Origin of the sequence: Actinomycetospora succinea (assembly GCF_004363095.1) — a bacterium.
In the GTDB taxonomy this organism is placed as follows: Bacteria; Actinomycetota; Actinomycetes; order Mycobacteriales; family Pseudonocardiaceae; genus Actinomycetospora; species Actinomycetospora succinea.
The window spans coordinates 25120-51515 of sequence record NZ_SNYO01000013.1; the positions used below are offsets into that span (position 1 = coordinate 25120).

At 74.5% G+C, this 26396-nt stretch carries 28 protein-coding genes; 20 read left to right on the forward strand and 8 right to left on the reverse strand.

What is annotated here, in order from left to right; genetic code table 11:
• The first annotated feature begins 27 nt into the window (after positions 1 to 27).
• Genes thrS through EV188_RS28510 form a run of 4 tightly spaced genes read left to right on the forward strand, consistent with a single transcriptional unit; the run spans position 28 to position 4326 of the window.
• Positions 28 to 2091: a threonine--tRNA ligase gene (thrS, locus tag EV188_RS28495; RefSeq protein WP_133829723.1), complete on the forward strand. Its 2064-nt coding sequence runs from the start codon at positions 28 to 30 to the stop codon at positions 2089 to 2091.
• Positions 2091 to 2729, forward strand: coding sequence for an HIT family protein (locus EV188_RS28500; RefSeq protein WP_133829724.1), 639 nt, complete (start codon positions 2091 to 2093; stop codon positions 2727 to 2729). Before thrS ends, EV188_RS28500 begins: the two co-directional genes overlap by 1 nt.
• Entirely contained in the window at positions 2726 to 3409 is a 684-nt protein-coding gene (gene pgsA, locus EV188_RS28505) for a phosphatidylinositol phosphate synthase (RefSeq protein ID WP_133829725.1), read from the forward strand. Before EV188_RS28500 ends, pgsA begins: the two co-directional genes overlap by 4 nt.
• Complete coding sequence (locus tag EV188_RS28510; RefSeq protein WP_243742066.1) at positions 3406 to 4326, forward strand: phosphatidylinositol mannoside acyltransferase; 921 nt, start codon at positions 3406 to 3408, stop codon at positions 4324 to 4326. Before pgsA ends, EV188_RS28510 begins: the two co-directional genes overlap by 4 nt.
• A gap of 4 nt (positions 4327 to 4330) precedes the next feature.
• Here EV188_RS28510 and EV188_RS28515 read toward each other — a convergent pair whose 3' ends face one another.
• Genes EV188_RS28515 through EV188_RS28525 form a run of 3 tightly spaced genes read right to left on the reverse strand, consistent with a single transcriptional unit; the run spans position 4331 to position 5862 of the window.
• Complete coding sequence (locus tag EV188_RS28515) at positions 4331 to 5068, reverse strand: DUF899 family protein (RefSeq protein ID WP_133829726.1); 738 nt, start codon at positions 5066 to 5068, stop codon at positions 4331 to 4333.
• Positions 5058 to 5426, reverse strand: a complete 369-nt coding sequence (locus EV188_RS28520) for a metalloregulator ArsR/SmtB family transcription factor (RefSeq protein WP_133829727.1) — start codon at positions 5424 to 5426, stop codon at positions 5058 to 5060. The genes EV188_RS28515 and EV188_RS28520 overlap by 11 nt, the downstream gene beginning before the upstream one ends.
• Positions 5416 to 5862, reverse strand: a complete 447-nt coding sequence (locus tag EV188_RS28525) for an SRPBCC domain-containing protein (RefSeq protein ID WP_133829728.1) — start codon at positions 5860 to 5862, stop codon at positions 5416 to 5418. The genes EV188_RS28520 and EV188_RS28525 overlap by 11 nt, the downstream gene beginning before the upstream one ends.
• Before the next feature lie 159 nt (positions 5863 to 6021).
• Between EV188_RS28525 and EV188_RS28530 the strand changes: the two genes are divergently transcribed.
• From EV188_RS28530 to EV188_RS28565, 8 genes are all read left to right on the forward strand, one after another.
• Positions 6022 to 7221, forward strand: a complete 1200-nt coding sequence (locus EV188_RS28530; protein ID WP_133829729.1) for an ROK family transcriptional regulator — start codon at positions 6022 to 6024, stop codon at positions 7219 to 7221.
• 151 nt (positions 7222 to 7372) lie between these two features.
• On the forward strand, positions 7373 to 8233 hold the full coding sequence (gene otsB / locus EV188_RS28535; RefSeq protein WP_243742067.1) for a trehalose-phosphatase: 861 nt from the start codon (positions 7373 to 7375) through the stop codon (positions 8231 to 8233).
• Positions 8234 to 8282: 49 nt separating this feature from the next.
• Positions 8283 to 10904 (forward strand): glycoside hydrolase family 65 protein, encoded by a 2622-nt coding sequence (locus EV188_RS28540; protein WP_243742068.1) that lies wholly within the window; start codon positions 8283 to 8285, stop codon positions 10902 to 10904.
• Complete coding sequence (locus tag EV188_RS28545; RefSeq protein ID WP_133829730.1) at positions 10901 to 11650, forward strand: HAD family hydrolase; 750 nt, start codon at positions 10901 to 10903, stop codon at positions 11648 to 11650. Before EV188_RS28540 ends, EV188_RS28545 begins: the two co-directional genes overlap by 4 nt.
• Complete coding sequence (locus EV188_RS28550) at positions 11647 to 12624, forward strand: ROK family glucokinase (protein ID WP_166660140.1); 978 nt, start codon at positions 11647 to 11649, stop codon at positions 12622 to 12624. The genes EV188_RS28545 and EV188_RS28550 overlap by 4 nt, the downstream gene beginning before the upstream one ends.
• Positions 12621 to 14063: a sugar porter family MFS transporter gene (locus EV188_RS28555; RefSeq protein WP_133829731.1), complete on the forward strand. Its 1443-nt coding sequence runs from the start codon at positions 12621 to 12623 to the stop codon at positions 14061 to 14063. The genes EV188_RS28550 and EV188_RS28555 overlap by 4 nt, the downstream gene beginning before the upstream one ends.
• A gap of 151 nt (positions 14064 to 14214) precedes the next feature.
• Entirely contained in the window at positions 14215 to 15411 is a 1197-nt protein-coding gene (locus EV188_RS28560) for a glycosyltransferase family 4 protein (protein WP_133829732.1), read from the forward strand.
• Positions 15408 to 16457 (forward strand): NUDIX hydrolase, encoded by a 1050-nt coding sequence (locus EV188_RS28565; protein ID WP_243742069.1) that lies wholly within the window; start codon positions 15408 to 15410, stop codon positions 16455 to 16457. Before EV188_RS28560 ends, EV188_RS28565 begins: the two co-directional genes overlap by 4 nt.
• Here the strand turns inward: EV188_RS28565 and EV188_RS28570 are convergent.
• The gene (locus tag EV188_RS28570; RefSeq protein WP_133829733.1) at positions 16454 to 16855 is read right to left on the reverse strand and encodes a VOC family protein; all 402 of its coding nucleotides are present in this window, start codon (positions 16853 to 16855) and stop codon (positions 16454 to 16456) included. The two genes, EV188_RS28565 and EV188_RS28570, sit on opposite strands and share 4 nt — an antisense overlap.
• A gap of 83 nt (positions 16856 to 16938) precedes the next feature.
• Between EV188_RS28570 and EV188_RS28575 the strand changes: the two genes are divergently transcribed.
• The 7 genes from EV188_RS28575 to pdxT all read left to right on the forward strand — a co-directional run bounded on the left by EV188_RS28575 (position 16939) and on the right by pdxT (position 21504).
• Positions 16939 to 17523 (forward strand): TetR/AcrR family transcriptional regulator, encoded by a 585-nt coding sequence (locus EV188_RS28575; RefSeq protein WP_133829734.1) that lies wholly within the window; start codon positions 16939 to 16941, stop codon positions 17521 to 17523.
• A 101-nt stretch (positions 17524 to 17624) separates the two neighbouring features.
• Positions 17625 to 18527 carry a pyridoxal 5'-phosphate synthase lyase subunit PdxS gene (pdxS, locus tag EV188_RS28580; RefSeq protein WP_133829735.1) on the forward strand — a complete coding sequence of 301 codons (903 nt, stop codon included), beginning with the start codon at positions 17625 to 17627 and terminating at the stop codon, positions 18525 to 18527.
• A gap of 43 nt (positions 18528 to 18570) precedes the next feature.
• On the forward strand, positions 18571 to 19080 hold the full coding sequence (locus EV188_RS28585; protein ID WP_133829736.1) for a hypothetical protein: 510 nt from the start codon (positions 18571 to 18573) through the stop codon (positions 19078 to 19080).
• A gap of 20 nt (positions 19081 to 19100) precedes the next feature.
• The gene (locus EV188_RS28590; RefSeq protein WP_133829737.1) at positions 19101 to 19547 is read left to right on the forward strand and encodes a hypothetical protein; all 447 of its coding nucleotides are present in this window, start codon (positions 19101 to 19103) and stop codon (positions 19545 to 19547) included.
• Between the two features lie 133 nt (positions 19548 to 19680).
• On the forward strand, positions 19681 to 20475 hold the full coding sequence (locus EV188_RS28595) for a glucose 1-dehydrogenase (RefSeq protein ID WP_133829839.1): 795 nt from the start codon (positions 19681 to 19683) through the stop codon (positions 20473 to 20475).
• A 103-nt stretch (positions 20476 to 20578) separates the two neighbouring features.
• The gene (locus tag EV188_RS28600; RefSeq protein WP_133829738.1) at positions 20579 to 20851 is read left to right on the forward strand and encodes a hypothetical protein; all 273 of its coding nucleotides are present in this window, start codon (positions 20579 to 20581) and stop codon (positions 20849 to 20851) included.
• Between the two features lie 20 nt (positions 20852 to 20871).
• Positions 20872 to 21504, forward strand: coding sequence for a pyridoxal 5'-phosphate synthase glutaminase subunit PdxT (gene pdxT, locus EV188_RS28605; protein WP_133829739.1), 633 nt, complete (start codon positions 20872 to 20874; stop codon positions 21502 to 21504).
• Here pdxT and EV188_RS28610 read toward each other — a convergent pair.
• Complete coding sequence (locus EV188_RS28610) at positions 21473 to 21865, reverse strand: SCO5389 family protein (RefSeq protein WP_133829740.1); 393 nt, start codon at positions 21863 to 21865, stop codon at positions 21473 to 21475. The two genes, pdxT and EV188_RS28610, sit on opposite strands and share 32 nt — an antisense overlap.
• A gap of 25 nt (positions 21866 to 21890) precedes the next feature.
• Entirely contained in the window at positions 21891 to 22835 is a 945-nt protein-coding gene (locus tag EV188_RS28615) for an ATP-binding protein (RefSeq protein ID WP_133829741.1), read from the reverse strand.
• Between the two features lie 76 nt (positions 22836 to 22911).
• On the opposite strand from EV188_RS28615, the gene EV188_RS28620 reads away from it, so the two are divergent.
• On the forward strand, positions 22912 to 23931 hold the full coding sequence (locus tag EV188_RS28620; protein ID WP_133829742.1) for an LLM class flavin-dependent oxidoreductase: 1020 nt from the start codon (positions 22912 to 22914) through the stop codon (positions 23929 to 23931).
• On the opposite strand, the gene EV188_RS28625 is transcribed toward EV188_RS28620, so the two are convergent.
• On the reverse strand, positions 23907 to 26090 hold the full coding sequence (locus EV188_RS28625) for a heavy metal translocating P-type ATPase (RefSeq protein WP_279536778.1): 2184 nt from the start codon (positions 26088 to 26090) through the stop codon (positions 23907 to 23909). The genes EV188_RS28620 and EV188_RS28625 overlap by 25 nt on opposite strands.
• A complete protein-coding gene (locus EV188_RS28630; protein WP_133829743.1) occupies positions 26068 to 26355 on the reverse strand; it encodes a DUF1490 family protein in 288 nt (95 codons plus the stop codon). Before EV188_RS28630 ends, EV188_RS28625 begins: the two co-directional genes overlap by 23 nt.
• Between the last annotated feature and the right edge of the window lie 41 nt (positions 26356 to 26396).

The window sequence follows — 26396 nt, forward strand, 5'->3', positions numbered from 1 at the left end:
GGTTCGACATCTTCAGGAGAGTCCGTCGTGTCCTCGCTCGCCCCGCCCCAGCCCCTCGTCGCCGACAGCGTCCGGGTGACCGCGGGCACCACCGCGGGGCAGGCGGTCCGCGAGGCGGGCCTGCCGACCACCGGGCCGCAGACGGTGGTCGTCGTCCGCGACGCCGACGGCGCGCTCAAGGACCTCGCGTGGAGCCCGGCGGAGGACGCCGACGTCCAGCCGGTCGCCGCCGACACGGAGGACGGCCGCGCCGTCATCCGCCACTCGGCCGCGCACGTGCTGGCCCAGGCGGTCCAGCAGATGTTCCCCGAGGCCAAGCTCGGGATCGGCCCGCCGGTCACCGACGGCTTCTACTACGACTTCGCCGTCGACCGCCCGTTCACGCCCGAGGACCTCGAGGCCCTCGAGAAGGCGATGCGCAAGATCATCAAGGCGAAGCAGCGGTTCGTGCGCCGCGAGTACGCCTCGCTGGACGCCGCCCGCGAGGAGCTGGCCGGCGAGCCGTTCAAGCTCGAGCTCGTCGACCTCAAGGGGGCCGCGGACGACTCGGTCGACACCAGCGAGGTCATGGAGGTCGGCGAGGGCAGCCTCACCGCCTACGACAACGTGCACGCCCACACCGGCGAGCGCGTCTGGGGCGACCTGTGCCGCGGCCCGCACATCCCGACCACCGGCTTCATCCCGGCCTTCAAGATCACACGCAGCGCGGCCGCCTACTGGCGCGGCGACCAGCGCAACGCGCAGCTGCAGCGGATCTACGGCACGGCGTGGGAGTCGCCGGAGGCCCAGGACGCCTACCTGGAGCGGGTCGCCGAGGCCGAGCGCCGCGACCACCGCCGCCTGGGCGCCGAGCTCGACCTGTTCAGCTTCCCGGACGAGATCGGCTCCGGCCTGCCGGTCTTCCACCCCAAGGGCGGGATCGTCCGCAAGGAGCTCGAGGACTACAGCCGGAAGCGCCACGCGGAGGCCGGCTACGAGTTCGTCAACACCCCGCACGCCACCAAGGGCGACCTGTTCCAGACCTCGGGCCACCTCGACTGGTACCGCGAGGGCATGTTCCCGGCGATGCACCTCGACGCCGAGTACGGCGACGACGGCGAGGTGAAGCGGCAGGGCGTCGACTACTACCTCAAGCCGATGAACTGCCCGATGCACAACCTGATCTACCGGGCGCGCGGGCGGTCGTACCGCGAGCTGCCGCTGCGGCTCTTCGAGTTCGGCACGGTCTACCGGTACGAGAAGTCCGGCGTGGTGCACGGCCTGACCCGCGCCCGCGGCTTCACCCAGGACGACGCGCACATCTACTGCACGCGCGACCAGATGCGCGACGAGATCCGCTCGCTGCTGCAGTTCGTGCTCGACCTGCTGCGCGACTACGGGCTCGACGACTTCTACCTCGAGCTCTCGACGCGCAACCCGGAGAAGTCGATCGGGTCGGACGAGGCGTGGGAGGAGGCGACCACCGTGCTGCGCGAGGTCGCCGAGGGCGCGGGGCTCGACCTCGTGCTCGACCCCGGCGGCGCCGCGTTCTACGCCCCGAAGATCTCCGTGCAGGCCAAGGACGCCATCGGGCGCACCTGGCAGATGTCGACGATCCAGGTCGACCTCATGCTCCCGGACCGCTTCGAGCTCGAGTACACGGCGCCGGACGGCTCGCGCCAGCGCCCCGTGATGATCCACCGCGCGCTGTTCGGGTCGATCGAGCGCTTCTTCGGCGTGCTCACCGAGCACTACGCGGGCGCCTTCCCGGCGTGGCTCGCGCCGGTGCAGGTCGTCGGCATCCCGGTCTCGGGCGACCAGGCCGACTACGTCGCCGAGGTCGCCGCCCGGCTGCGGGCCGAGGGCCTGCGGGTCGAGGTCGACGACTCCGACGACCGGATGCAGAAGAAGATCCGGACGCACACCCTGCAGAAGGTGCCGTTCCTGCTGCTCGCGGGCGGCAAGGACGTCGACGCGGGCGCGGTGTCGTTCCGGTTCCGCGACGGTTCGCAGCGCAACGCCGTGCCGGTGGACGACGCGGTCGCGGCCGTCGTCGACTGGGTGCGCCGGCGCGAGAACGCCTCACCCGACGCGGAGAAGTTCACGCCCTGATGTCCGACGACGTGGGCCAGACGCCAGGAGACGCAGCGCAGCGGAGCTCGACCGATGTCTCGTCGGACCTGGACGAGCTGTGGGGCGCCGGGACCCCCGACGGCTTCCGGCGGCTCTGGGCGCCGCACCGGATGGCCTACATCGCGGGGGAGACGGGCACCGGCGAGGAGTCGGGGAAGTGCCCGCTGTGCCGGATCCCGACCCTGTCCGACGAGGACGGCCTGGTCCTGCACCGCGGCGTGCGGGTGTACGCCGTGCTCAACCTACACCCGTACAACCCCGGCCACCTCATGGTCGTGCCCTACCGCCACGTCGCCGGGCTCGACGAGCTCGACGCGGAGGAGTCCGCGGAGCTGGTCGGCGTGACCCAGCAGGCGGTGCGGGCGCTGCGCGCGGTCGCGGCGCCGCACGGCTTCAACGTCGGCATCAACCTCGGCCACGTCGCCGGCGGCTCGCTCGCCGACCACCTGCACCAGCACGTCGTGCCGCGCTGGGGCGGGGACGCCAACTTCATCACCGTCGTCGGCCAGACCAAGGTGATCCCGCAGCTCCTGGCCGAGACGCGCTCCCGTCTCGCCGAGGCGTGGCCGGGAGACGGAGCGCAGCGGAGCCCGACCCCGCAGGCGAGAACGTCGTGATCAACGAGTGGGCCCGGGCCGCGATGAGGGGCGGCGTCGAGCCGACGGCGGCGTGGCTGGTCCGGCGCGGCGTGCACCCGGACGTCGTGACGATCGTCGGCACGGTCGCCTCGACGGCCGCGGCGCTCTGGCTCATCCCGTCCGGGCACCTGTTCGCGGCGTCCCTGGTGGTCGGGGCGCTCGCGATGCTCGACGTCCTCGACGGCGCGATGGCCCGCGCGCGGGGGGTGAAGAGTCCGTTCGGGGGCGTGCTCGACTCGGTCGGCGACCGGCTCGTCGACGGCGCGGTGTTCGCCGGCATCACGTGGTGGGCGTTCGGCGTGGACCGCCCGCTGCTCGCCGGGCTCGCGCTCGCCTGCCTCATCACCGGCCAGCTGATCTCCTACATCAAGGCCCGCGCGGAGGCCGCCGGGCTGCGCGCCGACGGCGGGCTCGTCGAGCGCGCCGAGCGCCTGATCCTCGGTCTCGCGGGCGTCGGCCTCGTCGGGCTCGGCGTGCCGTACGCCCTGGACGTCGCCCTCTGGCTGCTCGTCGTGGGATCGGTGGTCACGGTCGGCCAGCGCGTCGTCGCCGTGTGGCGCAGCGCCCGCGACCAGTACGGAGCCGCCACCGGGCACACGCCCGACCACCCCGCGCCCGAGCGCACGACCACCCCCGACGACGGCGCGGGCAGCGCGTGACGGCGACGGCGGACGCGCCGCCCCGGCTGTCGGTGGGGGAGCGGGCGAGCGAGCTGGGCTACGCGGCGGGCTGGCGCCTGGTGCGCGCGGTGCCCGAGCCGGCCGCGCGCTGGGCGTTCCGCGCGGGGGCCGACCTCGCCGCCCGCCGGGGCGGGCGGGGCACCGAGCGGCTGCGCGCCAACCTCGCCCGGGTGCGCCCCGACCTCGACGCCGACGGGCTCGACGCGCTGACCGCCGCCGGCCTGCGCTCCTACGCCCGCTACTGGCGCGAGGCGTTCCGCCTGCCGGCGATGGACCACGAGGCGCTGGCGCGCCGGCCGGTGGTCGAGGGCCAGGAGCACCTCGACGAGGCCCTCGCGGCGGGGCGCGGGGTCGTCGTCGCGCTGCCCCACTCGGGCAACTGGGACATGGCGGGGCTCTGGCTGGTCGCGCACTCCGGCCCGTTCACCACGGTCGTCGAGCGCCTCAAGCCCGAGTCGCTCTACGAGCGCTTCGTCGCCTACCGCGAGTCGCTGGGCTTCGAGATCCTGCCGATGACCGGCGGCGAGGCGCCGGTCCGCGGGCTCGTGCGCTCGCTGCGCGCGGGCAAGGTCGTGTGCCTGGTCGCCGACCGCGACCTCTCCGCCCACGGCGTCCCCGTCACCTTCTTCGGCGCGCCGGCCTCGATGCCGCCCGGGCCGGCCTCGCTCGCCGCGAGCACCGGCGCCGCGCTGCTGCCCGTCGGGCTGTGGTTCACCGAGGACCCGGTGACGGGGGAGGAGGGCTGGCACTTCCGCATCCACCCGCCGGTCGGGGTCCCCGACCGCGAGGCCGTCCCCGCCGCCACCCAGCGCGTCGCCGACGTCTTCGCCGGCGACATCGCCGAGCACCCCGAGGACTGGCACATGCTCCAGCGGGTGTGGCGCGACCTGCCCTGACCGCTCAGGGCGCCGGCGTGTGGCCCGCCGCCATCCGGGGCCACTGGGCGGCCGGGCGGCCGTCGAGGTGCAGGTCGGTGCCGTCGACGACGACCGGCTGCGGCCAGCCGGCGGGGGAGTCCTCCCACGGCTCGCCGCGGCCGTAGACGGTCATGTCGATCAGCCCGTAGGTCGGCGACATGATCTCCACGCCGCGCCCGGTGGTCCGGTAGGTCTCGTAGACGCGGTCGCCGACGCGCAGGTAGCACAGCAGCCGGAACCCGCCGTCGAGCCCGAGTGCCTCGTTCGGGCGCCCGACCGCGTACCAGGGGACGTCCCACCCCATGAACGCGCGGTAGGCCTCGGACTCCTCGTACGGGCCCTGGGCGAAGGTCGCGTACGTGACGCCGCGGGCGTGCAGGTAGGCCAGCTCGCGGACCTGGCTGTTGTAGTACGTGCAGCCCGGGCACTGCTCGGCGGCCGGCCGGCCCTCGTGCCACATCTGGGCGTAGGCGACGAGGCGGGCGCGGCCCTCGAACGCCGCGAGCAGCGTCGTCGGCCCGTCCGCGCCGGTCAGCGGGGTGGCGGCGTCGACCTCCACCATCGGCAGCCGGCGGCGGGCCGCGGCGATCTCGTCGCCCGCGCGGGTGTGCTCCTTCTCGCGCACGAGCAGGGCGTCGCGCGCCTCCTGCCACGTGGCGCGGTCGACGACGGGCGGGAGGGCGGTGGTGCCCTCGGTGTCGATCACGGCGTCAACGGTCATCGGTCTCTCCTTCTGTGTCGGTGCCGTCCAGATGGGCGACGAGGGCGTCGAGGCGCTCGTCCCAGTCGCGGGCGAGCGCGTCGAGGAAGCGCTGGGCCACGCGCATCGGCGCGGAGCGCAGCCGGAAGCGGACGCGGCGGCGCTCGCCCGGCTCGGCGGTGACCAGGCCCGCATCGGCGAGCAGGGTCAGGTGCTTGGCGATCGCCTGCCGCGAGATCGGCAGGCGCGCGGCGAGGTCGGTGGCGGTGGCGGGGCCGCCCGCGGCGAGCGCGGCGAGGACGGCCCGCCTGCTCGGGTCGGCGAGGGCGACGAAGACCTGCTCGGCCACCGCCTCCCGGTCGCCGGGGTCAGGCGCCATCTCGGCCGGTGTCGAGGTACGCCACGAGCTCGCCGAGCTCGTGGGTCCAGCCCTCGTCGTGCGACGTGTGGCCGCGCCGGTGGTCCTCGTCGCCGAGCTGGGCGAACCCCGACTCCACGAGGTGCAGCCGGGTGCCCGCCGGCGTCGGCTCGAGGGTGAACTCGACGTAGGTGCGCCGCGGGTCGTCGCGCGCCACGCCGTCGACGCGCCAGGTGAAGCCGAACACGCGGGGCTCCTCGACCCGCTCGACGCGGATCTCGGCGATCTGGCCCTCGGTGGTCCAGGCGACCTCGGCGGTCCCGCCGGGGCGCAGGTCGATCGACGCCCGGTCGCCGAGCCAGGAGCGCAGCCCCTCGGCGGTGGTCAGCGCGCCCCAGACGACCTCCGGACGGTGCGCGAGCTCCACGGTGCGTTCGATGCGGTCGGGGAATCCCACGGCGCCTCCTCGGGTAGCAACTGCTGGGTTGCGAAAGTATGGCAACCGAGCAGTTGCGTCAAGGTGCTCTCGCCGGGCGGACAGACCGTGCGCACCGCGGGCGCGTCCGTTCGGCGCAACGTGACGTGGAGCACACAGGGACGCGGTATCGTTCATCGCATGAACACGGCGTCGCGGCCCGGTTCGCCGGCCGGCCTGCGCGACGCGAACCGGCGGCGGGTCCTGGACGCGGTGCGCGCCGCCGGGGCGCCGACGCAGGCCGAGATCGCCGTGGCCACCGGGCTGGCGCCCGCCACGGTGTCGAACATCGTGCGCGACCTGGGCGCCACGGGCGTGCTCGTGGCGGGCGACGAGGTCCGCGCCGGGCGCCGGGTGCGGGCCGTCCGGCTGGTCCGCGGCGCCGGGATCGTGGCCGGCATCGACTTCGGGCACCGGCACGTGCGGGTCGCCCTCGCCGACGTCGCCGACCCCACCGCGGCGGCCGGTCACCCCCTCCCGCCGGAGTACACCGAGGTGCGGGCCGACCTCCCCGACGGCCACGGTGTCGCCGACGGGCTCGACACCGCCGCGGGCCTGCTCGACACCGCGCTCGAGCGCGCCGGGATCCGTCGCGCGGCGCTGCGCGGCGCCGTGGTCGGGCTGCCGGCCCCGCTCGACCTCGCGACCGGGGCCGTCGGGGCGTCCGGCGTGCTCCCCGGCTGGGTCGGCGTCCCGCTGGCGGGCCGGGTCTCCGAGCACCTCGGGGTGCCGAGCTCCGTCGACAACGACGCGACGCTCGGCACCTTCGCCGAGCAGCGGTGGGGCGCCCTGCGCGGGGTGCACGACGGGATCTTCCTCAAGCTCTCCGACGGCGTGGGTGCGGGGCTCGTGCTCGGCGGGTCCCTGTACCGCGGGCCCGACGGCACGGCGGGCGAGATCGGCCACGTGGCGGTCGACCAGGGCGACCGGTTCGCCGCCGTGTGCCGGTGCGGGCACCGCGGCTGCCTCGAGACGGTGGTGTCCACCCGCACGGTGACGGCGATGCTCGAGCCGCTGCTCGGCGCGCCGCTCACGGTCGCCGAGGTCGTCGCCCGCGCCCGCGAGGGCCACGCGCCTGCCTCCCGCATCCTCGCCGACACCGGGCACCACGTCGGGGTCGCGCTCGCCGGGCTGTGCACCGTGCTGACCCCGCGGCGCATCGTCGTCGGCGGCGAGCTCGCGCAGGCCGGCGACCTGCTGCTCGGCCCCCTGCACGCCGCGCTCGCGGCCGCCGCGCTGCCCGGCACGACCCGCACGGCCGAGGTCGTCGCCGCCCGTCTGGCCGAGCACGCGATGGTGCTCGGGGCCCTCGCGCTGGCCCTCGACCGCTGCGCGGCCTGACCAGCCCGAACGGGTGCGGCTCCGACTGGCGCGCCGCCCGGCGGAGGTCCAAGATCGCCCCGCTGTGTTCATCCGTTGACGACGTCCGGGCCGTCGCCCTAGCCTGTGGTTCGCATCACACGCAACGGCGCCCCGAGATGCGGAGGCCCTGGTGACCGTGCCCGCCGACGAGTCCGCCGACCACTCCGCCGACCACTCCGCGCCCGCGACGGCGGACACGCTGCCGTCCGCGCTCGACGCCCCCGCGGTGGCGCGACGTCTCGACGGCCGCCGCCCCGCCGTCTTCCTCGACTACGACGGCGTCCTCACCCCGATCGTCCCGCGGCCCGAGGACGCGGTCATGACCGACGGGATGCGGGCGATCCTGCGCTCGCTCGCGGGCCGCTGCTCGGTCTGCATCGTCTCGGGGCGCGACCGGGCGGTGGTCGAGGAGCTCAGCGGCGTCGACGACCTCGTGATCGCGGGCAGCCACGGCTTCGACATCTGGGACCCGCAGCGCGGCGCCATCGAGCACGAGGCCTCCCGCGGGTGGGAGGACCTCGTCGCCGAGGTCACCCAGCGGGTCCAGGTCGCCGCCGCGGACATCGAGGGCACCCAGGTCGAGCCCAAGCACGCCTCGGTGGCCCTGCACGACCGCCACGTCGCCGCCGACGAGCGCCCGCGGGTGGCCGCCCTCGTCGACGAGGTGCTCGCCGAGCACCCCGGGCAGCTGCGCGTGACGCCGGGCAAGTTCGTCCACGAGATCCAGCCGAAGATCGACTGGAACAAGGGCAAGGCCGTCGACCACCTCATCGGCGTCCTCGACCTCGACCACCCCGACATCGTGCCGATCTACCTCGGCGACGACATCACCGACGAGGACGCGTTCCGCGCCCTCGCCCGGCGGGAGACGCCCGGTCTCGGCGTCCTCGTGATCGACCCGGCCGACGCGGCCGGCCGCGAGACCGCCGCGACGGCGGTGCTGGCCACGGTCGACGAGGTCGGCCGCTTCCTCGACGGTCTCGCTCGGTGAGCCCGATGACCCCGATGACCCCGCCCGTCCCTCGAGTACGGAGACGTCAGTGACGAGCCCGACCGACCAGCAGACCACCGCGACCGCCGCGGGCACCGACACGGGCGACGTCCTGCCCGGCGGCGCCGTCGTCGACGACTTCACCCTGACCTGGACCGGCCTCGAGCCCGACGACGAGGGCCTGCGCGAGGCGCTGACCAGCACCGGCAACGGCTACTTCTGCACCCGCGGCGCCGCCGAGTGGGAGGACACCGACGCGCCGAAGCACTACGCCGGCACCTACGCCCACGGCGCGTACAACCGCGAGACCACGATCCTGGGCGGGCGCCCGGTCCTCAACGAGGACCTCGTCAACCTGCCGAACTGGCTTGTCCTCAAGCTGCGGATCGAGGGCGAGGAGGCCATCCGTCTCGACAACGTCGAGGTGCTGGACTACCGCCACTCCTACGACATCCGCACGGCGATGGTCACGCGCGAGTTCCGCTTCCGCGACCGCGCGGGGCGCGAGACGACGCTGCGCAGCCGCCGCTTCGTGTCGATGGCGCACAGCCACCAGGCGGCCATGGAGTGGACGGTCACGGCCGAGAACTGGTCGGGGCGGATCGGCATCGTCTCGGCGATCGACGGCCGCGTCGACAACACGATGGTCGCCCGCTACCGCGACCTCGAGGGCCGCCACCTCGACCCCGTCACCCCGCGCACGTTCGGGCCGGAGATCATCGCGCTCAAGGTGCGGACGCGGCAGTCGAACCTCTACGTCTCCGAGGCCGCCCGCACCCGGGTGTACCGCGGCCGCGGGCGCGGCTGGGAGAAGGTGGAGCCGGTCCGCACGCTCCACCAGATGAACGACTACGTGCAGCAGGTGCTCGACCTCGACCTCACCGAGGGCGAGACCGTGCGCGTCGAGAAGATCGTCTCGTTCTTCACCAGCCACGACAACGCGATCACCGAGACGCTGACCGCCGCCGGGCGCCACGTCGAGCGCTACCCGGACTTCGCGGGCTGCCTCGCCGAGCACGTCGACGCCTGGGACGAGTACTGGGACGTCTGCGACCTCGAGGTGCCGGGCGTCCCGCGCGTCCAGCTGCTGCTGCGCTTCCACCAGGCTCACGTGCTGCAGGTCTGCTCGCGGCACACCGCCCGCCACGACGCCGGCGTCCCGGCCCGCGGGCTCAACGGCGAGGCCTACCGCGGCCACGTGTTCTGGGACGAGCTCTACGTCTACCCGTTCCTCAACTACCGGCTCCCGGAGATCACCCGCGGGCTGCTGATGTACCGCTACCGCCGCCTCGCCGAGGCCCGCGCGGCCGCGGCGCTCGAGGGCTACCAGGGCGCGATGTTCCCCTGGCAGTCGGGCAGCGACGGCACCGAGGAGACGCAGGTCGTCCACCTCAACCCGCTCTCGGGCCAGTGGGACCCGGACCACTCGCACAACCAGCGCCACGTCAACGCGGCGATCTTCTACAACGTCTGGCAGTACTACCAGGCCACCGACGACCTGGAGTTCCTGCGCGACTACGGCGCCGAGCTGATGCTCGAGATCGCCCGGTTCTGGGCGTCGATCGCGCACAAGAACCCGAACACGGGCCGCTACGAGATCCACGGCGTGATGGGGCCCGACGAGTTCCACGAGCGCTACCCGGGCGCGGAGGCCGGCGGGCTGCGCAACAACGCCTACACCAACGTCATGGTCGCGTGGATCGCCGCGACCGCCCCGAAGGTGCTGGCGCTGCTGCCGAAGAGCCGTCGCCGGGCGCTGCGCAGCCGTCTCGGGATCACCGACGACGAGATCGCGCGCTGGGCGGAGATGAGCACGTCGATGACCGTGCCCACCCACCGCGACGACGACGGGCACCCGGTGATCACGCAGTTCGAGGGCTACGAGGCGCTCGGCGAGCTGAACTGGGACGCGTACCGCGCCAAGCACCGCAACATCCAGCGGATGGACCGCATCCTCAAGGCCGAGGGCGACGACCCGGACCACTACAAGCTGGCCAAGCAGGCCGACGCGGTCATGCTGTTCTTCCTGTTCGGCGACGACGAGCTCCGCGAGATCTTCTCCCGGCTCGGGTACGACGCGATCGCCGACGACACCGACCTCGCGCGCCGCACCATCGACTACTACGACCGGCGCACGTCGCACGGGTCGACGCTCTCGCTGGTCGCGCACGCCGCGGTGCTGGCCGGCATCGACCCCGAGAGCTCCTGGGAGCGCTTCCTCGTCGCCGTCGAGTCCGACATCGGCGACGTGCAGGGCGGCACCACCAAGGAGGGCATCCACATGGGGGTCATGTCGGGGACCCTCGACCTCCTCCAGCGGGCCTACCTCGGGGCCGGCGCCCGCGACGGCGTGCTCACCTTCGAGCCGCGGCTGACCCAGCGCCTCGACGGGCTGGCGCTCTCGCTGGTCTTCCAGGGCACCGCCCTGCGCGTGTCCGTCGGCGGCGGCGCGCTGACCGTCGCCGTGCAGTCCGAGGGCTTCAGCCACCCCGTGCGGATCGGGCTCGGCGGCGAGGTCCGCGAGCTCGGGGCCGGCCAGGAGTGGACGGTGCCGCTCGACCAGCAGGGGCGCATCAGCCCGACCACGACGTCCGCACCGGTCACCGCCGGGATCACGACCACAGCGGGCTCCGCCGACGGCGGCCACGACCACGAAGGGAACGGCGCATGAGCGGGTTCACGGGAGCGATCTTCGACGTGGACGGCGTCCTCGTCGACTCCCCGCACGAGGAGGCCTGGCGCGAGTCGCTGCGCGAGCTCATGGAGGGGCCCTGGTCGGACATCGTGTCGCAGACCAGCTACACGCCGGAGAAGTTCACGCCGGCGCTCTACCACGAGCGCATGTCGGGCAAGCCGCGCAAGGCCGGCGCCACCGCGGCGCTCGAGTACTTCGGCGTGCCCGACATCGACCGCCGGGTGCAGGAGTACGGCGAGTACAAGCAGGAGATGATCATTCGGCTGATCTCCGAGGGGCGGTTCTCGGCCTACGACGACGCCGTGCAGTTCGTCGTCAACGTCAAGCAGGCCGGCATCCCGATCGCCGCCGCATCGTCGTCGAAGAACGCGAAGCTCTTCCTCGAGCGCGTCGACCTGTCCCGCTTCGGGGCCGAGGGCAACCTCCACGGCTACTTCGACGTCGACGTCTCAGGCCGCGACTTCGCCCAGGGCAAGCCCAACCCGGAGATCTTCCTGACGGCCGCCTCCGAGCTCGGCGTCGACCCGTCCGCCGCGTTCGTCGCGGAGGACGCCGTCAACGGCATCCAGGCGGCGAAGGCCGGCGGCTTCGGCGCGCTCGGGGTGTCCCGGGCCGACGACGTCGACGCGCTGGCCGCCGAGGGCGCCGACGTCGTCGTCACCGACATGGGGACGATCGACCTGTCCGCGCTCGGCCGGGGCGAGCTGGTGAGGAAGTCATGAGCGGGCTGACCGTCGGCGTGGACGTCGGCGGCACCAAGATCGCGGCGGGGGTCGTCGACGAGGCCGGGAAGCTGATCGCCTCGACCCGCCGGGAGACGCCGGCGACCGACACGCACATGGTCCTCGAGGCCATCGCCGACGGCGCGCGCGAGCTGCGCGCAGGCCACGACATCGTCGGCGTCGGCATCGGGGCGGCCGGGTTCGTCGACGCCGGGCGGGCCAAGGTGCTCTTCGCGCCCAACCTGGCCTGGCGCGACGAGGACCTGCGCGGCGAGCTGTCGATGGCGCTCGACCTGCCGGTGGTGGTCGAGAACGACGCCAACGCCGTGGCCTGGGCGGAGTCACGGTTCGGCGCGGGCCGCGACCACGACGACCTCGTCGCCATCACGATCGGCACGGGCGTCGGCGGCGGCATCGTCAGCAACGGGCGGCTGCTGCGCGGCGGGTTCGGGGTGGCGGCCGAGATCGGCCACATCACGATGGTCCCGTACGGGCGCCGGTGCGGCTGCGGGCTGCAGGGCTGCTGGGAGCAGTACGGGTCCGGGCGGGCGCTCGTGGGGGAGGCCCGGGAGATCGCCCGGCACTCGCCCGCGTTCGCGGCCGGCCTGCTCGCGGCCGCCGGCGGCGACCCCGAGGCGATCACCGGGGAGATGGTGACGGCCGCGGCACAACAGGGCGACGTGGGTGCGCTGCACTGCTTCGACGAGATCGGCCGCTGGATCGGCCTCGGTCTCGCCCAGCTGGCGGCCGTGCTCGACCCGAGCCTGTTCGTCATCGGCGGCGGCGTGTCCGCGGCCGGTGAGGTCCTGCGGGGCCGGGTCGAGGAGACCTTCCGAGCGAATCTCACGGGACGCGGCCACCGGCCCGTCGCCGAGGTGCGGCTCGCGGAGTTGGGGTGGGAATCCGGGATGGTCGGCGCCGCCGACCTCGCCCGGACCAGTGACGACAGTGCCGTACCGGGGAGTGACCAATGACCGATCCAACACCGGGGGCACCCGGTTCCAGGGAGAAGACGACCGCCAAGGCGATCCTCATCTCGATCGTCGCCGCGGTCGGCGGCTTCTTGTTCGGCTTCGACTCCAGCGTCATCAACGGCGCCGTCGACGCCCTGAACGACCAGTTCGGCCTGCAGGACAGCCCGCTGCTCTCGGGCTTCGCGGTGGCCGTGGCCCTCCTGGGCTCCGCGGTCGGCGCCTGGTTCGCCGGCCCGTTCGCGGACCGCTACGGCCGTGTCCGCGTCATGCTCATCGCGGCCGCGCTGTTCGCGATCAGCTCGATCGGATCCGGTCTCGCGTTCGCGGTCTGGGACCTCATCATCTGGCGCTTCCTCGCCGGCGTCGGCATCGGCATCGCCTCGGTGATCGCCCCCGCCTACATCGCGGAGATCGCGCCCGCCCACATCCGCGGGCGGCTCGCGTCCCTGCAGCAGATGGCGATCGTGCTCGGCATCTTCGTCGCCCTGCTCTCCGACGCCCTGCTCGCGGGCGTGGCCGGCGGTGCCGCGAACACGTTCTGGCTGGGCCTCGAGGCCTGGCGCTGGATGTTCCTCGTCGGCATCATCCCGTCGGTCATCTACGCCATCCTCGCCCTGCGGATCCCCGAGTCGCCGCGCTACCTCGTGGCCAAGGGACGCATGGAGGAGGCGAGCCGGGTCCTCGCGAACGTCCTCGGCCAGTCCGTCGAGTCGGTGCAGCACAAGGTCGGCGAGATCGCCGAGACGCTGCGCCGCGAGGACAAGCCCAGCCTGCGCGACCTGCGGGGGAGCGCCGCGGGCCTGCGCCCGATCGTCTGGGTCGGCATCCTGCTGTCGGTCTTCCAGCAGTTCGTCGGCATCAACGTGATCTTCTACTACTCGACGACGCTGTGGCAGGCCGTCGGGTTCTCGGAGAGCGACTCGTTCCTGGCGTCGGTCATCAACTCGCTGGTCAACGTGCTCGCCACCGTCGTCGCGATCCTCATCGTCGACAAGGTGGGCCGCAAGCCGATGCTGCTCGGCGGGTCGGCGGGCATGGTCGTCACGCTCGCGATCATGGCGATCGCGTTCTCGCAGGCCGTGATCACGGTCGGCGAGGACGGGTCCGAGACCCCGAACCTGCCCGGCCCGTGGGGCCCGATCGCGCTCGTCGCGGCGAACCTCTACGTGGTCGCGTTCGCGGTCTCGTGGGGCCCGGTCGTGTGGGTGCTGCTCGGTGAGATGTTCCCGAACTGGCTGCGTGCCGCCGCCCTGTCGGTCGCCGCGGCCGCGCAGTGGATCGCGAACTTCCTCATCACCGTGTCGTTCCAGGCGCTCGCCGACATCGGCCTGACCCTGGCGTACGGGCTCTACGCCCTGTTCGCGCTCCTGTCCTTCCTGTTCGTCAGCAAGTACGTGCAGGAGACCAAGGGCAAGGAGCTCGAGGAGATGGTGGCCTAGCCGCGCTCCCGGGGGCGGTCGCGCCCCGACCTCGCGGAACGAACGCGCCGTTCGCTGCTTCCGTCGCAGCGAACGGCGCGTTTGTGTCCACGTCGAGCCGTGCGGACGGCGTCACGAGGGCATCACCGGGCGCCGATAGGCTGGCGGCGCCATGCGCATCGGGATCGTGTGTCCGTACTCGCTGGACGTCGCCGGCGGGGTCCAGGCGCACGTCCTCGACCTCGCCGCGGCCCTGACGGGTCTGGGCCACCACGTCGACGTCCTCGCGCCGGCGGGCCAGGACACCCCGGTGCCCGCGGGGGTCACGCGGGCCGGGCGCTCGCTCGGCATCCCGTACAACGGCTCGGTGGCGCGCCTGACGTTCGGGCCGGTCTCGCTGGCCCGGGTCCGGCGCTGGCTGCGGGACGGCGACTTCGACGTCCTGCACGTCCACGAGCCGACGGCCCCGAGCCTGTCGTTCCTCGCGCTCGTGGTCGCCGAGGGCCCGGTGGTGGCGACGTTCCACACGTCGACCCCGCGCTCGCGGACGATGACCTTCTTCGAACCGGTGCTGCGCCCCCTGCTCGAGCGCGTGACCGCGCGGATCGCGGTGTCGCCGCTGGCGCGCCAGGTCTACGTCGAGCACCTCGGCGGCGACGCCGGGGAGATCCCGAACGGCGTGGACGTGTCCGCGTTCGCCGACGCGCCCCCGCTGCCGGGCCACACACACCACGGCAACGGCGCGACGGTCGGGTTCGTCGGGCGCTACACCGAGCCGCGCAAGGGCATGCCGCTGCTGCTCGAGGCCCTGCGCCCGCTCGCCGCGCAGCGCCCCGACCTGCGGCTCGTCGTGGTCGGGCGGGGCGACGAGGACGAGCTGCGCGAGCAGGCGGGCCCCGGGCTCGCCGACCGGATCGAGCTCCTCGGCGCCGTCGACGAGCCGACCAAGGCGGCCATGCTCGCCTCGGTGGACCTGCTCGCCACCCCCAACACCGGCGGCGAGAGCTTCGGCGTCGTACTCGCCGAGGGCATGGCGGCCGGGGCGCCGGTGGTCGCGAGCGACATCGACGCCTTCCGCCGTGTGCTCGGCGACCCGCCGGCGGGCGTCGCGGTGCCGAGCGGGGACGCCGCCGCCTGGAGCGCCGCGGTCGGCGCGCTCCTCGACGACCCCGCCCGCCGCGACGCCCTGCGCGCCGCCGGGCGCCGCCGGGTGGCCGCGTTCGACTGGTCGGTCGTGGCCGCTGCCGTCCTGCGGGTGTACGAGGTCGCCGTGGCGGCCGATCCCCGCCGGGTGGGGGCGAGCGGGTCCCTCCCGACGGGATCCCGCGAGCACGGCCGTCGCGCGCACGACCTACCGTCGTCGCCGTGACCCTCCTCGGCCCCACCGGCGTGCTGGTGGTCATCGTCGCCACCGCGGTCCTCCTGCTGGTGATCGTCACCGGGGCGGTGCTGGTGGCGCGGGCGCGCCGGCTCGACCGCCTGCACGTGCGCACCGACGCCGCGGCGGCCGGGCTCGCGGCCGTGCTCGACCGGCGGGCCGCGGTCGTGCGGGCCATCGCGGCGACGGCCGGGCCGGTCGCGCTCGCCGACGCCGACCGGCGGACCCTGCGCGCCGCCGCCCGCGCGGCCACCGCGACGCGCGCGGCCGGCGAGGGCGTCCTGGACGCGGAGCGCGAGGCGGCCGAGAACGACCTGACCCGCGCCCTCGCGCCCCTCGACACCGCCGCGCTGCCCGCCGACCTCGCCGCCGAGCTCGCCGACGCCCACGCCCGGGTCTCCGTGGCACGCCGCATCCACAACGACGCCGTCCGCGACACCCGGGCCCTGCGCGGGCGCCGCATGGTCCGCCTCCTGCGCCTCGCCGGCACGGCGCCCGTGCCGCGCTACTTCGAGATCGCCGAGCCCGGGCCCGACGGCCTGCCGCTCGAGCCCGCCGTCCGCGTCGCCCAGGACGCCGTGCGGGCGATCGTCATCGACGCCGACGGCCGGGTCCTGCTGTTCGAGGGCGTCGACCCGGCCCGGCCCGCCGAGACGTTCTGGTTCGCCCCCGGCGGCGGCGTCCGCGCGGGCGAGGAGGCGGTGGCGGCCGTCGTGCGCACGGTGGGGGAGGAGACCGGGCTCGCCGTGCTCGCGAACCAGGTCCGCGGGCCGCTGTGGGTGCGCGAGGTGGTCTTCGAGGCCGACGGCACGACCTACGCCGGCCGCGAGCTCTTCCACGCCGTGCACGTCCCGAGCGGCGACGTCGACTCGAGCACGTTCACCGAGCACGAGGCGCGCACCGTGAAGGGCCACCGCTGGTGGACCCCCGCCGAGCTGGCCGTGACGCTCGACGTCGTCCACCCCCACCAGCTCCCCGGCCTGCTCGCCGACCCCCGCACGCTGGAGCCGGGCCCGGTCCCGCTGGCCATCCACTAGCCCACGACGGCGTCCGCGTACTCCGCCCCGACGGGGATCTCGGTGATGACGTCGACGAGCACCCCGGCGGGGTCGGCGACGATGAAGTGGCGCTGCCCGAACTCCTCGGAGCGCAGGTCCAGCTCGGGGCGCAGGCCCCCGCGGACGACGAGGCGCTCGTACTCGGCGTCGACGTCGGGCACCTCGACGTTGAGCAGCAGGCCGCGCGCCGTGGCCCGGAAGCCGGCGGGGACCGTCGGGTGGTCGGCGGCGACGAAGGCCAGCTCATGGGCGCCCCGGCGCAGGCTCACGTACCAGTCGACCTCGAAGACGACCTCGAAGCCGAAGTGCTCGACCCAGAAGCGCCGGGAGGCGGCGACGTCGTCGACGCCGAGGACGGGGTAGAAGCCGATCTCCATGGTGGGGTCCTTTCGCGTACCGTTGGTACGTGAAGAATGCTGACGTACCATCGGTACGTCAAGTCCCTTCCCGAGGAGGTCGCGTGGCCGGGGTGCGGGTGGAGCAGCGGGAGCGGACGCGCCGCGCGCTCGTCGAGCAGGCGCGGGCACTGTTCGCGACGCGCGGGTACGGCGACGTCGGGCTGGCCGAGATCGTGGCCGCGGCGGGCGTCACCAAGGGGGCGCTCTACCACCAGTTCGACGGCAAGACCGACCTGTTCCGCGCGGTGCTCGCCGACGTCCTGGACGGGGTCGCCGCGGCGGTCGTGGCGGCGGCCGAGGCGCAGGGTGACGACCCGTGGGCGCAGTTCACGGCCGGGAGCCGGGCCTTCCTGGTGGCGAGCACCGACCCCGCGGTCGCGCGGATCGCGCTCGTCGACGGGCCGGCGGTGCTCGGCTGGACGGAGTGGCGCGCGGTGGACGAGGCCACCTCGGGGCGCCACCTCGTCGAGGCACTCGAGACGCTCGTGGCCCGGGGCGTGCTCGCGCCGCGCCCGGTCGAGCCGCTGGCCCACCTGCTCGGCGGGGCGATGAACGAGGCGGCCCTGTGGCTCGCGGTCACCGACGAGCCCGGCGCACTGGAGCGGGTGTGGGCGGAGCTGCTGGCGATGATGGAGGCCCTGCGCTGAGAGGGGCGGTAGGCGTGCACCGCATCACGTCACCGGGGCCTCACGCGGCCGTACCATCGCGACGAGACGCCGCCGTCGATGTGCACCACCGGAGGACCACCGTGACCAGGCCCGACACCGCCCCCGCCACCGGCACCGGAGGGGTCAAGCGCGGCCTCGCCGACATGCTCAAGGGCGGCGTGATCATGGACGTGGTCACGCCCGAGCAGGCGAAGATCGCCGAGGACGCCGGCGCCGTGGCCGTCATGGCGCTCGAGCGGGTCCCCGCCGACATCCGCGCGCAGGGCGGGGTCGCCCGCATGTCCGACCCCGACATGGTCTCCGGCATCGTCGAGGCGGTCTCGATCCCGGTGATGGCCAAGGCGCGCATCGGGCACTTCGTCGAGGCCCAGGTGCTGCAGTCGATCGGCGTCGACTACGTCGACGAGTCCGAGGTGCTCACCCCGGCCGACGAGGCCCACCACATCGACAAGTGGGCGTTCACCGTGCCGTTCGTGTGTGGCGCGACCAACCTCGGCGAGGCCCTGCGGCGCATCGGCGAGGGCGCGGCGATGATCCGCTCGAAGGGCGAGGCGGGCACCGGCAACGTCGTCGAGGCGACGCGGCACATGCGCGCGATCCGCTCGGAGATCCGCGCGCTGTCGCGGATGGAGACCCAGGAGCTCTACGCGGCGGCCAAGGAGCTGCGGGCGCCGGTGACGCTGGTGCAGGAGGTCGCGGAGGCCGGGCGCCTGCCCGTCGTCCTGTTCACCGCCGGCGGCATCGCGACCCCGGCCGACGCGGCGATGATGATGCAGCTCGGCGCGGAGGGCGTGTTCGTCGGCTCGGGCATCTTCAAGTCAGGCGACCCGGCGAAGCGCGCCGAGGCGATCGTGCGGGCGACGACCTTCCACGACGACCCCGACGTCATCGCCAAGGTCTCGGCGGGGCTCGGCGAGGCGATGGTCGGGCTGACGACCTCCGACATGCCCGAGAGCGAGCGTCTCGCGACCCGCGGTTGGTGACGCTCACGGGTCGATCACCCGGACGCGTGGGACGATGGTCCCGATGAGCACCTCGCACGGCTCCCCGGTCGACCCCGAGGCGCGGACCGAGACGATGCGTGCCGTCGGGAACGACACCCCTGCGGCGTCCCCGCGTCCTGCCCGCCGCAAGCCCGTCGAGCAGGAGCCGGTCGAGGAGCCCGCGAAGCGCAACGGCATGGGCACCCCGGCCCTGGTGCTGGGCCTGCTCGCCGCCGCGACGTGCTGGACGGGCTGGGCGGGCGTGGTGCTCGGCCTGCCCGCGGTGGTCGCCGGCTACCTCGGCGCGCGCCGCGCGTTCCACAACCTCGCCACCGACGGCGCCTCGTCGCTCGGCGGCCTGGTCACCGGGGCCATCGGGCTGGTCGCGGGCGCGATCATCGTCTGGCCGACGCTGTTCGGCTCGGGCGGCTTCGGCGACGGGCTGACGCTCGACCAGTGCATGGAGCAGTCGTCGACGGCCCGCGAGATGCACATGTGCAAGTCGCAGCACCTCACGGAGTTCAACGAGCGGTACCCGAACGCCGCCGAGTGAGCGCCTGGCACGATCGCGCCATGACGTCCGCCCCGCCCCCTGCCCGCGAGAGCGCCGATCCGCGGGAACGTGACGGTGGTCTGGGCACCGGTGCGCTCTCCCTCGGCATCCTGGCCGTCGGTACCGGTCTCTCCGGCCTGATCTGGGATACGGACTGGCTGGGGTGGCTCGGCGTCGCCCTCGGCGTCGTCGGCGTCGTGGTCGGGTTCGTCGGGTCGCGTCGCGCGTTCCACGACCGTCACCGCAGCGGCGGCGCCTCCCTCGGCGGCTTCGTCCTGTCCCTCGTCGGACTGGTCGTCGGGGCGGTGCTGGTCGTGCCGGGCCTGCTGGGGATCGGCACCTACGGCGAGGGCCTCACGCTCGACGAGTGCATGGCGCAGGCCCAGGGCCAGCACGAGGAGCGCATGTGCGCCTCGCAGCACGTCGACGAGTACCGCGCCCGCTTCGGCGACCCCGGCACCGGCTGACACCCGGCCTGACCCCCCGGCCGCCGCATGCGCGGCGCCCCGATCGGTGACCCCGTCCGGTGACGGCAGTCCCCGATCGGGAGGAGTCGCCGTGGGCGGCCACCAGCAGGAGCACCCGGGCCACGAGCACCTCATGTCGCCGCTCACCGACTGCGGCGAGGAGTCCTACCGCGGCCACGGCCGCCTGACCGGCAAGATCGCCCTGATCACGGGCGGCGACAGCGGCATCGGGCGGGCCGTCGCGATCGCCTTCGCGCGCGAGGGCGCCGACCTGGTGATCGCCCACCTGCCGGCCGAGGAGGAGGACGGGCGCGAGGTCGAGCGCCTGGTCACCGAGGCGGGGCGCACGGCGGTGCGCGTGCCCGGCGACCTCTCGGACCCCCAGGCCTGCCGCGACCTGGTCGCCCGCACGGTCGAGGCGTTCGGCCGCATCGACGTCCTGGTCAACAACGCGGCGTTCCAGATGGTGCGCCCCAGCCTCGAGGACGTCCCGGACGAGGAGTGGGACCGCACGATCGCGGTGAACCTCGACGCCCTGTTCCACGTCACGAAGGCCGCCCTGCCGCACATGGGCGCGGGCGGCTCGATCATCAACACCACGTCGGTGAACTCCGACAACCCGCCGCCCGGGCTGATCGCCTACGACGCGACGAAGGCCGGCATCGCCAACTTCACCGCGGCCCTGGCCCGGCAGTACGGCGAGCGGGGCATCCGCGCGAACAGCGTGGCGCCCGGGCCGATCTGGACGCCGCTGATCCCGGCGACCATGCCCGCGGAGGACGTCGAGGGGTTCGGCAAGGACACCCCGCTGGGCCGCGCCGGGCAGCCCGCCGAGCTCGCGCCGGTGTACGTGCTGCTCGCCTCCGACGAGGCCAGCTACGTCTCGGGCGCCCGGATCGCCGTCACGGGCGGGACGCCGATCCTGTGACCGGCCGGCCGCCGGGTCCGGGTGACCGAGGCGCCTGCGCCGGATGCGACCGGGGCGTCCGCCGGGTCCGGACGGGGCTGCTCGGTCCGTAGCGTCGGAGGACATGAGCAACCGACCCCTGACACCGGTCGAGATCTGGGCGCGCGCCGCGCGGATCTGGGTCGAGACGCCCGTGAAGGCCTGGAACGAGGGCGTCACCGCCGTCGCGCTGTCCCCGATCACCGCGTGGACGCGCGCCGCGACCTCGATCGCCGAGGCTCCGATCGACGCCTGGAGCCGCGGGGCGAAGTCCGTCGTGACCGCCCCGATCAGCGCCTGGAACCACGCGGCGACGTCGGCGACCCAGCGCGTCCTGCGGTCGGTCCTGCCCCGCTGAACGGTTCCTAGACTGGAGGCGTGAGCACCCCCGTCGGCGTCCTGGCCCTGCAGGGCAACGTCCCCGAGCACCTCGACGCCCTGCGGGCCTGCGGCGCCGACGCGCGCCCGGTGCGCCGCGCCGCGGAGCTCGCCGAGGTCGCGGGCCTCGTGCTGCCGGGCGGCGAGTCGACGACGCTCTCGAAGCTCCTCGAGGCGTTCGAGCTGCTCGAGCCGCTGCGGGAGCGCCTGCGCGCCGGGATGCCGGCGTTCGGCTCGTGCGCCGGGATGATCCTGCTGGCCCGCGAGGCCGTGGACGCGCGGCCCGACCAGCACCAGCTCGGCGCGCTCGACATCACGGTGCGCCGCAACGCGTTCGGCCGCCAGGTGCAGTCGTTCGAGACCGACCTCGCCGTCACCGGGGTCGCGGGCGGCCCGGTGCGGGCCGTGTTCATCCGCGCGCCGTGGGTCGAGTCGACGGGCCGGGGCGTCGAGGTGCTCGCCCGCGTCCCGGGCACCGTGCGCGGACCGGCGTCGGGCAAGGTCGTCGCCGTCCGCCAGGGGTCGGTGATCGCCACCGCGTTCCACCCCGAGCAGACCGGCGACGCCCGCCTGCACGACCTGTTCCTGCGCCAGGTCCGTGCTAGCAGTCCCGGAGTTCCGGCGACTGGTTGAGCAGCTGGCCCCGCGGCGACGTGAACTCGCGGTACGTCGCGCCGTCGACCGCCGACGGTCGGAACGCGGCGACGCGGTGGCAGTTCTGGAACGCGAGCCTCACGCCGAAGTGGCGCTCGAGGCCGCCGCGGATCGCGTCGGACGCGAGCGCGCGCAGCAGCTGGCCGCGCTCGGCCTCGCTCGGCGGCGGGACCTCGTGGTCGGCGAGCTCGCCGTCGGAGAGCTCCAGGTCCGCGACGGTCGAGGAGATGACCGTCCACGCGTACGGCAGCGAGGTCCGCACGCAGTCGACGAAGTCGGCGTCGCTCACCTCGCCGCGGGCGGCGCTGTCGAGCAGCTCGGGGGAGACGTCCAGGGACATGGTGTGACCTCCGGGTGGGTTGTCGTCAGAGCGTGACGGGTGCGGGGACGAAGTCCGGGTCGACCTGGTCGGCGAGCGCGGGGCCCGCCCAGGCGCCGGCGTTGCGCAGGTGCATCGCGACCGCGTCGGCCTGATAGCGGTCGGGGTCCTTGTCGACGGCGTCGACCGCGGCGCGCAGGTCGTCGAGCACGGCGGCGTTGTCGGGCTCGAGGCCCGCGACGTCCCGGGAGGCGCCGCGGTCGCCGGCGCGCACGTGACCGGAGTGGCCGAGGACGCCGACCAGGTCGTCGCCGACCTCGTCGCGCAGGAACGCGACGTCGCCCTCGTCGGCGACCTTGTTGCCGACCACGGCGAGCCGTACGCCGAAGTCGCGGGCGTAGCCGGCGTACTGGCGGTAGACGCCGACCGAGCCCAGGGTCGGCTCGCAGACCAGGAAGGTCAGGTCGAAGCGGGTGAACAGGCCGGAGGCGAAGGCGTCGGCGCCCGCGGTCATGTCGACGACGACGTACTCGCCGGGACCGTCGACCAGGTGGTTGAGCAGCAGCTCGACCGCGCCGGTCTTGGCGTGGAAGCAGGCGACGCCCAGGTCGGCGTCCTCGAAGGCTCCGGCGAGGCCGACCCGCACGCCGGGCACGACCTCGCGCACGGCGGCGTCGTAGATCGGGTTGTCCTCGACGACGCGGAGCAGCCGCGACCCGCGCCCGGGCGGCGTGGTCTTGATCATCTGGTCGGCCGACGGGATGCGGGGGTTGTCGCCGCGCAGCCACTCCTTGATCAGCCCCAGGTGCCCGGGCAGCGTCGGGAGCCCGGCGGCGTCCTCCTCGGTCGCGCCGAGGGCGACCGCGAGGTTCTGGTTGATGTCGGCGTCCAGCGCCAGCACCGGCGCGCCGGCGGCGGCCGCCCGGAGCGCGAACAGCGAGGCGCAGGTGGTCTTCCCGCTCCCACCCTTGCCGACGAACGCGACCTTCACCCGGGACCCCTCTCGTGACGCTGCGCCGAACGAGTGGTTACTCTAAGTCATGCGCGGCGATGCATGTTCAAGCACCGTGCGTCTCGGGCTCTTCCTGGTCTCGCCGCAGTGGCCCGGGCGATCCCACGGCGAGGCGCTCGCCGAGACCGTCCGCCTGGCCGTGCTCGCCGACCGTCGGGGACTCGACGACGTCTGGCTCGCCGAGCACCACTTCGTCTCCTACGGCGTCTGCCCGTCGGCGACGACGCTCGCGGCGCACCTCCTCGCCGCCACGCCGCGGATCGGCGTGGGGACCGCGGTCAGCGTCCTGCCGGTCGGGCACCCGGTGGCGCTCGCCGAGCAGGCGGCGATGCTCGACCAGCTCGCGCCCGGGCGCCTCACGCTCGGCGTCGGGCGGGGCGGGCCGTGGCGCGAGCTGGTGGTGCAGGGCGGCGGGACCGCACGGTTCGAGCGGGGGTTCGCCGAAGAGCTCGACGCGCTGCTCGGGGCGTGGCGGGGGCCGGTCGCGGGGGAGGGGCCGACGCTCACGTTCCCCGAGGTCGGCGTCGTGCCGTGCCCGGCGACACCCGGCGGCCCGCCGGTGCGGGTGGCGGCGACGTCCGCCGCCACCGTCGACCTCGCCGCCGACCGCGACCTGCCCCTGCTACTCGGGATGCACGCCGACGACGCCGAGCGGGGCGCCATGGTCCGGCGGTGGGACGCGCGGGCGGGGCGCGCCGGGGAGCACGTCGGCGTCGGGATCGCGCACGTCGCGAGCACGCGCGCCGCGGCGCAGCGGGCGGTGCGCGCGGCCCTGCCGACCTGGCTCGGCCCGGGGCTCGCGGGCCACGTGCGCGCCGACGGCGCCCCGCGGACCCTGCGCGACCCCGTCGCCTACACCGACCTGCTCTGCGGCCTGCACCCCGTCGGGACGGTCGACGACCTCGCCGAGCACCTCGAGGGCACCGCCGCCGCCACCGGCCTGCGGCGCTTCGCGCTCATGGTCCAGACCACCGGCGACCCCGCCCGCACCACCGAGACCGTCGAGGCCCTGGCCCACGTGCGTGATCTTCTGAGTGATAGCTCAGAAGATCACGCACGTGGGGTCAGGCGGTAGCGGATGAGACGGGAGGAGTTGGCGACGACGGCGACGGACGAGGCGTTGTGCAGGATCGCCGCGACGACGGGGGACAGCGCGCCGCCCGCCGAGACCAGCAGGCCCACGGCGTTCACCGCGATCGACATGCCGTAGTTCTGCCGGATCAGCGCGATGGAGTGCCGGCCGAGGTCGCGCAGGTCGAGCAGGCGGGCGAGGTCGTCGCCGGCCAGCGCCACGTCCGCGGTCTCGACGGCGACGTCGGTGCCGCCGACGCCCATCGCGATGCCGATGTCGGCGAGGGCCAGGGCCGGCGCGTCGTTGGTGCCGTCGCCGACCACGGCCACCGTGTGCCCGGCGGCCTGCAGCTCGCGGACCACGTCCTGCTTGTCCTCGGGCAGGACCTGCGCGCGCCACTCGTCGACGCCCAGCTCCGCGGCCACCGCGGCGGCCGTCTCGGGGTGGTCGCCGGTGAGCATGACGATCCGCTCCACGCCGTCGGCCCGCAGCGCCGCGAGCACCTCGGTGGCCTCGGGACGCACGGTGTCGCGCAGGCTGATGAGCCCGGTGAGCTGCCCGTCGACCGCCAGGAGCAGCGGGGTCTCCGCTGCGCGCTGCAGCTTCCGGACCCACCCGTGGGCCTTCCGCGAGATCGTCACCTTCTGCGCCCTGAGCAGCTCCCGCGAGCCCAGCAGCAGGGTGCGGCCGTCGGCCTGCACGCGCATGCCCTGGCCGAGCAGCACCTCGCACTCCTCGTGCGGCGGGATCTCGATGCGCCGCTCCTCGGTGGAGCGGATGACGGCCTGGGCCAGCGGATGCCGCGAGTGGATCTCCGAGCTCGCCGCCAGGGCCAGGACCTGCTCGGGGGTCACGTCGTCGTCGAACGACACGACGTTCGTGACGACCGGCCGCCCGACGGTCAGCGTCCCGGTCTTGTCGAACACGACGGCGTCGACGCGCCCCGCCTCCTCGAGGTGGGAGCCGCCCTTGACGAGGATGCCGCGCCGGGCGCCGTTGCCGATCGCCGCACTGATCGCCGTCGGCGTCGCCAGCCCGACCGCGCACGGGCACGCCACCAGCAGCATCGTCATCGCCCGCCGCACGTCGCGGGTGACGACGAGCGTGGCGAGCGACACCGCGAACGACGTCGGGACGAAGCGCCGCGAGAACGTCTCGCCGACGGTCTGGATCGGTGCGCGGTCGGCCTGCGCGGACTCGACACGCTCGACGATGCGCCCGAGGGCGGTCTCGGTGCCCACGCGCTCGGCCCGCACGACGATTCGTCCGCGCAGCAGCACCGAGCCCGCCGGCAGCGCCGCGCCCGCCTCGACCTGCACCGGGAGGTTCTCGCCGGTGATCGCGGCCTGGTCGACGACCGCCCCGCCCTCGCTCGCCTCCACCACGACGCCGTCGACCGGCAGCACCACCTGCTCGTGCACGACGACCTCGTCGCCCACGGCGAGGCGGGCGATGTCGACCTCCACCTCGGTGCCCCCGTCCGCACGCACCCAGATGCGGGTCCGCGAGCCCGAGAGCAGGTCGGAGATCGCGCGCCGGCTGCGCCGCAGCGTCAGGTCCTGCAGGTACTCGCCGATGTTGAGCAGCCACAGCACGGTGAGCGCGACGACGTTCTCGCGCAGCGCCAGCGAGGCGATGGTGGCCGCCGAGACGAGGGCGTCGGTGCCCGCGCCGCGCCCGCCGGCCAGCGAGCGCAGGGCCCCGCGCAGGAAGGGGTAGCCGGTGACGATCGTGACGCCGGTGGCCGCGAGCCGGCTCGTCGGCCCGAGCACCGGGGGACGGCGCAGGACGTAGCGCCGTCCGCCGAGCAGCAGGAGCGCGACGGCGCCGAGGGCCATGCGCAGCAGGTCGCCGTTGCCGACGTCCGCCGAGCGGGGTGCGCGACGGGCCGGGGCGGCGGCGGTCACCCCGGTGATGACGGAGGGCAGGGCCGCGCGCGCCGTCGAGCCCGGGTCGTACCAGACGACGACCGCGCCGGTCCGGGGGTGTGCGTGGGCCTGGCGGACACCCGGGACCGCGTCGAGCGCGTCCTCGACCGCCACGGCCAGGGCGACACGATCGCGCAGCCAGGGCGTCGCGAACCGGACGCGACCGGCCGCGTCGGAGACGACGGGCAGGTCCGTGGGCAGGTGCGTTGGCTCAGTGCTCGTGATCGTGCCCACCCGTCCCGGAACCGGGCGCCGGCGCCTCCTCGCCGAGCCGCCCGCGGGCCTCGGCCACGATGTCGCCCGCCGAGAGGCGGACGCGCTCGGCGCCGGCCTCCGCGACCCGCGCGCCGCGCAGGCCCGCCGTCGTCACGCTCACCGCCGCCTCGTGCAGGCGCGCCCCGGTGGCGATCTTGCGGACGCCCTCGACCACGGCCACGCCCACCACCCCGGTCGCGATCGTGCCCGCCGCCCGTGCCGCCAGTCCGGCCCACGCCGTCATGCCCACCGCCCTCTCGGAATCGATCTCCGTCGGCAGGCTAG

What these genes read in the sequence shown, in the direction of transcription:
- EV188_RS28550 (WP_166660140.1), top strand. Translation starts at nt 11,647, where the DNA reads ATGAGCGGGCTGACCGTCGGCGTGGACGTCGGCGGCACCAAGATCGCG.
- EV188_RS28630 (WP_133829743.1), bottom strand. Translation starts at nt 26,355, where the DNA reads ATGACGGCGTGGGCCGGACTGGCGGCACGGGCGGCGGGCACGATCGCG.
- EV188_RS28560 (WP_133829732.1), top strand. Translation starts at nt 14,215, where the DNA reads ATGCGCATCGGGATCGTGTGTCCGTACTCGCTGGACGTCGCCGGCGGG.
- EV188_RS28600 (WP_133829738.1), top strand. Translation starts at nt 20,579, where the DNA reads ATGAGCAACCGACCCCTGACACCGGTCGAGATCTGGGCGCGCGCCGCG.
- EV188_RS28515 (WP_133829726.1), bottom strand. Translation starts at nt 5,068, where the DNA reads ATGACCGTTGACGCCGTGATCGACACCGAGGGCACCACCGCCCTCCCG.
- EV188_RS28500 (WP_133829724.1), top strand. Translation starts at nt 2,091, where the DNA reads ATGTCCGACGACGTGGGCCAGACGCCAGGAGACGCAGCGCAGCGGAGC.
- EV188_RS28555 (WP_133829731.1), top strand. Translation starts at nt 12,621, where the DNA reads ATGACCGATCCAACACCGGGGGCACCCGGTTCCAGGGAGAAGACGACC.
- EV188_RS28595 (WP_133829839.1), top strand. Translation starts at nt 19,681, where the DNA reads ATGTCGCCGCTCACCGACTGCGGCGAGGAGTCCTACCGCGGCCACGGC.
- EV188_RS28570 (WP_133829733.1), bottom strand. Translation starts at nt 16,855, where the DNA reads ATGGAGATCGGCTTCTACCCCGTCCTCGGCGTCGACGACGTCGCCGCC.
- EV188_RS28590 (WP_133829737.1), top strand. Translation starts at nt 19,101, where the DNA reads ATGACGTCCGCCCCGCCCCCTGCCCGCGAGAGCGCCGATCCGCGGGAA.
- EV188_RS28520 (WP_133829727.1), bottom strand. Translation starts at nt 5,426, where the DNA reads ATGGCGCCTGACCCCGGCGACCGGGAGGCGGTGGCCGAGCAGGTCTTC.
- EV188_RS28545 (WP_133829730.1), top strand. Translation starts at nt 10,901, where the DNA reads ATGAGCGGGTTCACGGGAGCGATCTTCGACGTGGACGGCGTCCTCGTC.
- EV188_RS28610 (WP_133829740.1), bottom strand. Translation starts at nt 21,865, where the DNA reads ATGTCCCTGGACGTCTCCCCCGAGCTGCTCGACAGCGCCGCCCGCGGC.
- EV188_RS28585 (WP_133829736.1), top strand. Translation starts at nt 18,571, where the DNA reads ATGAGCACCTCGCACGGCTCCCCGGTCGACCCCGAGGCGCGGACCGAG.
- EV188_RS28530 (WP_133829729.1), top strand. Translation starts at nt 6,022, where the DNA reads ATGAACACGGCGTCGCGGCCCGGTTCGCCGGCCGGCCTGCGCGACGCG.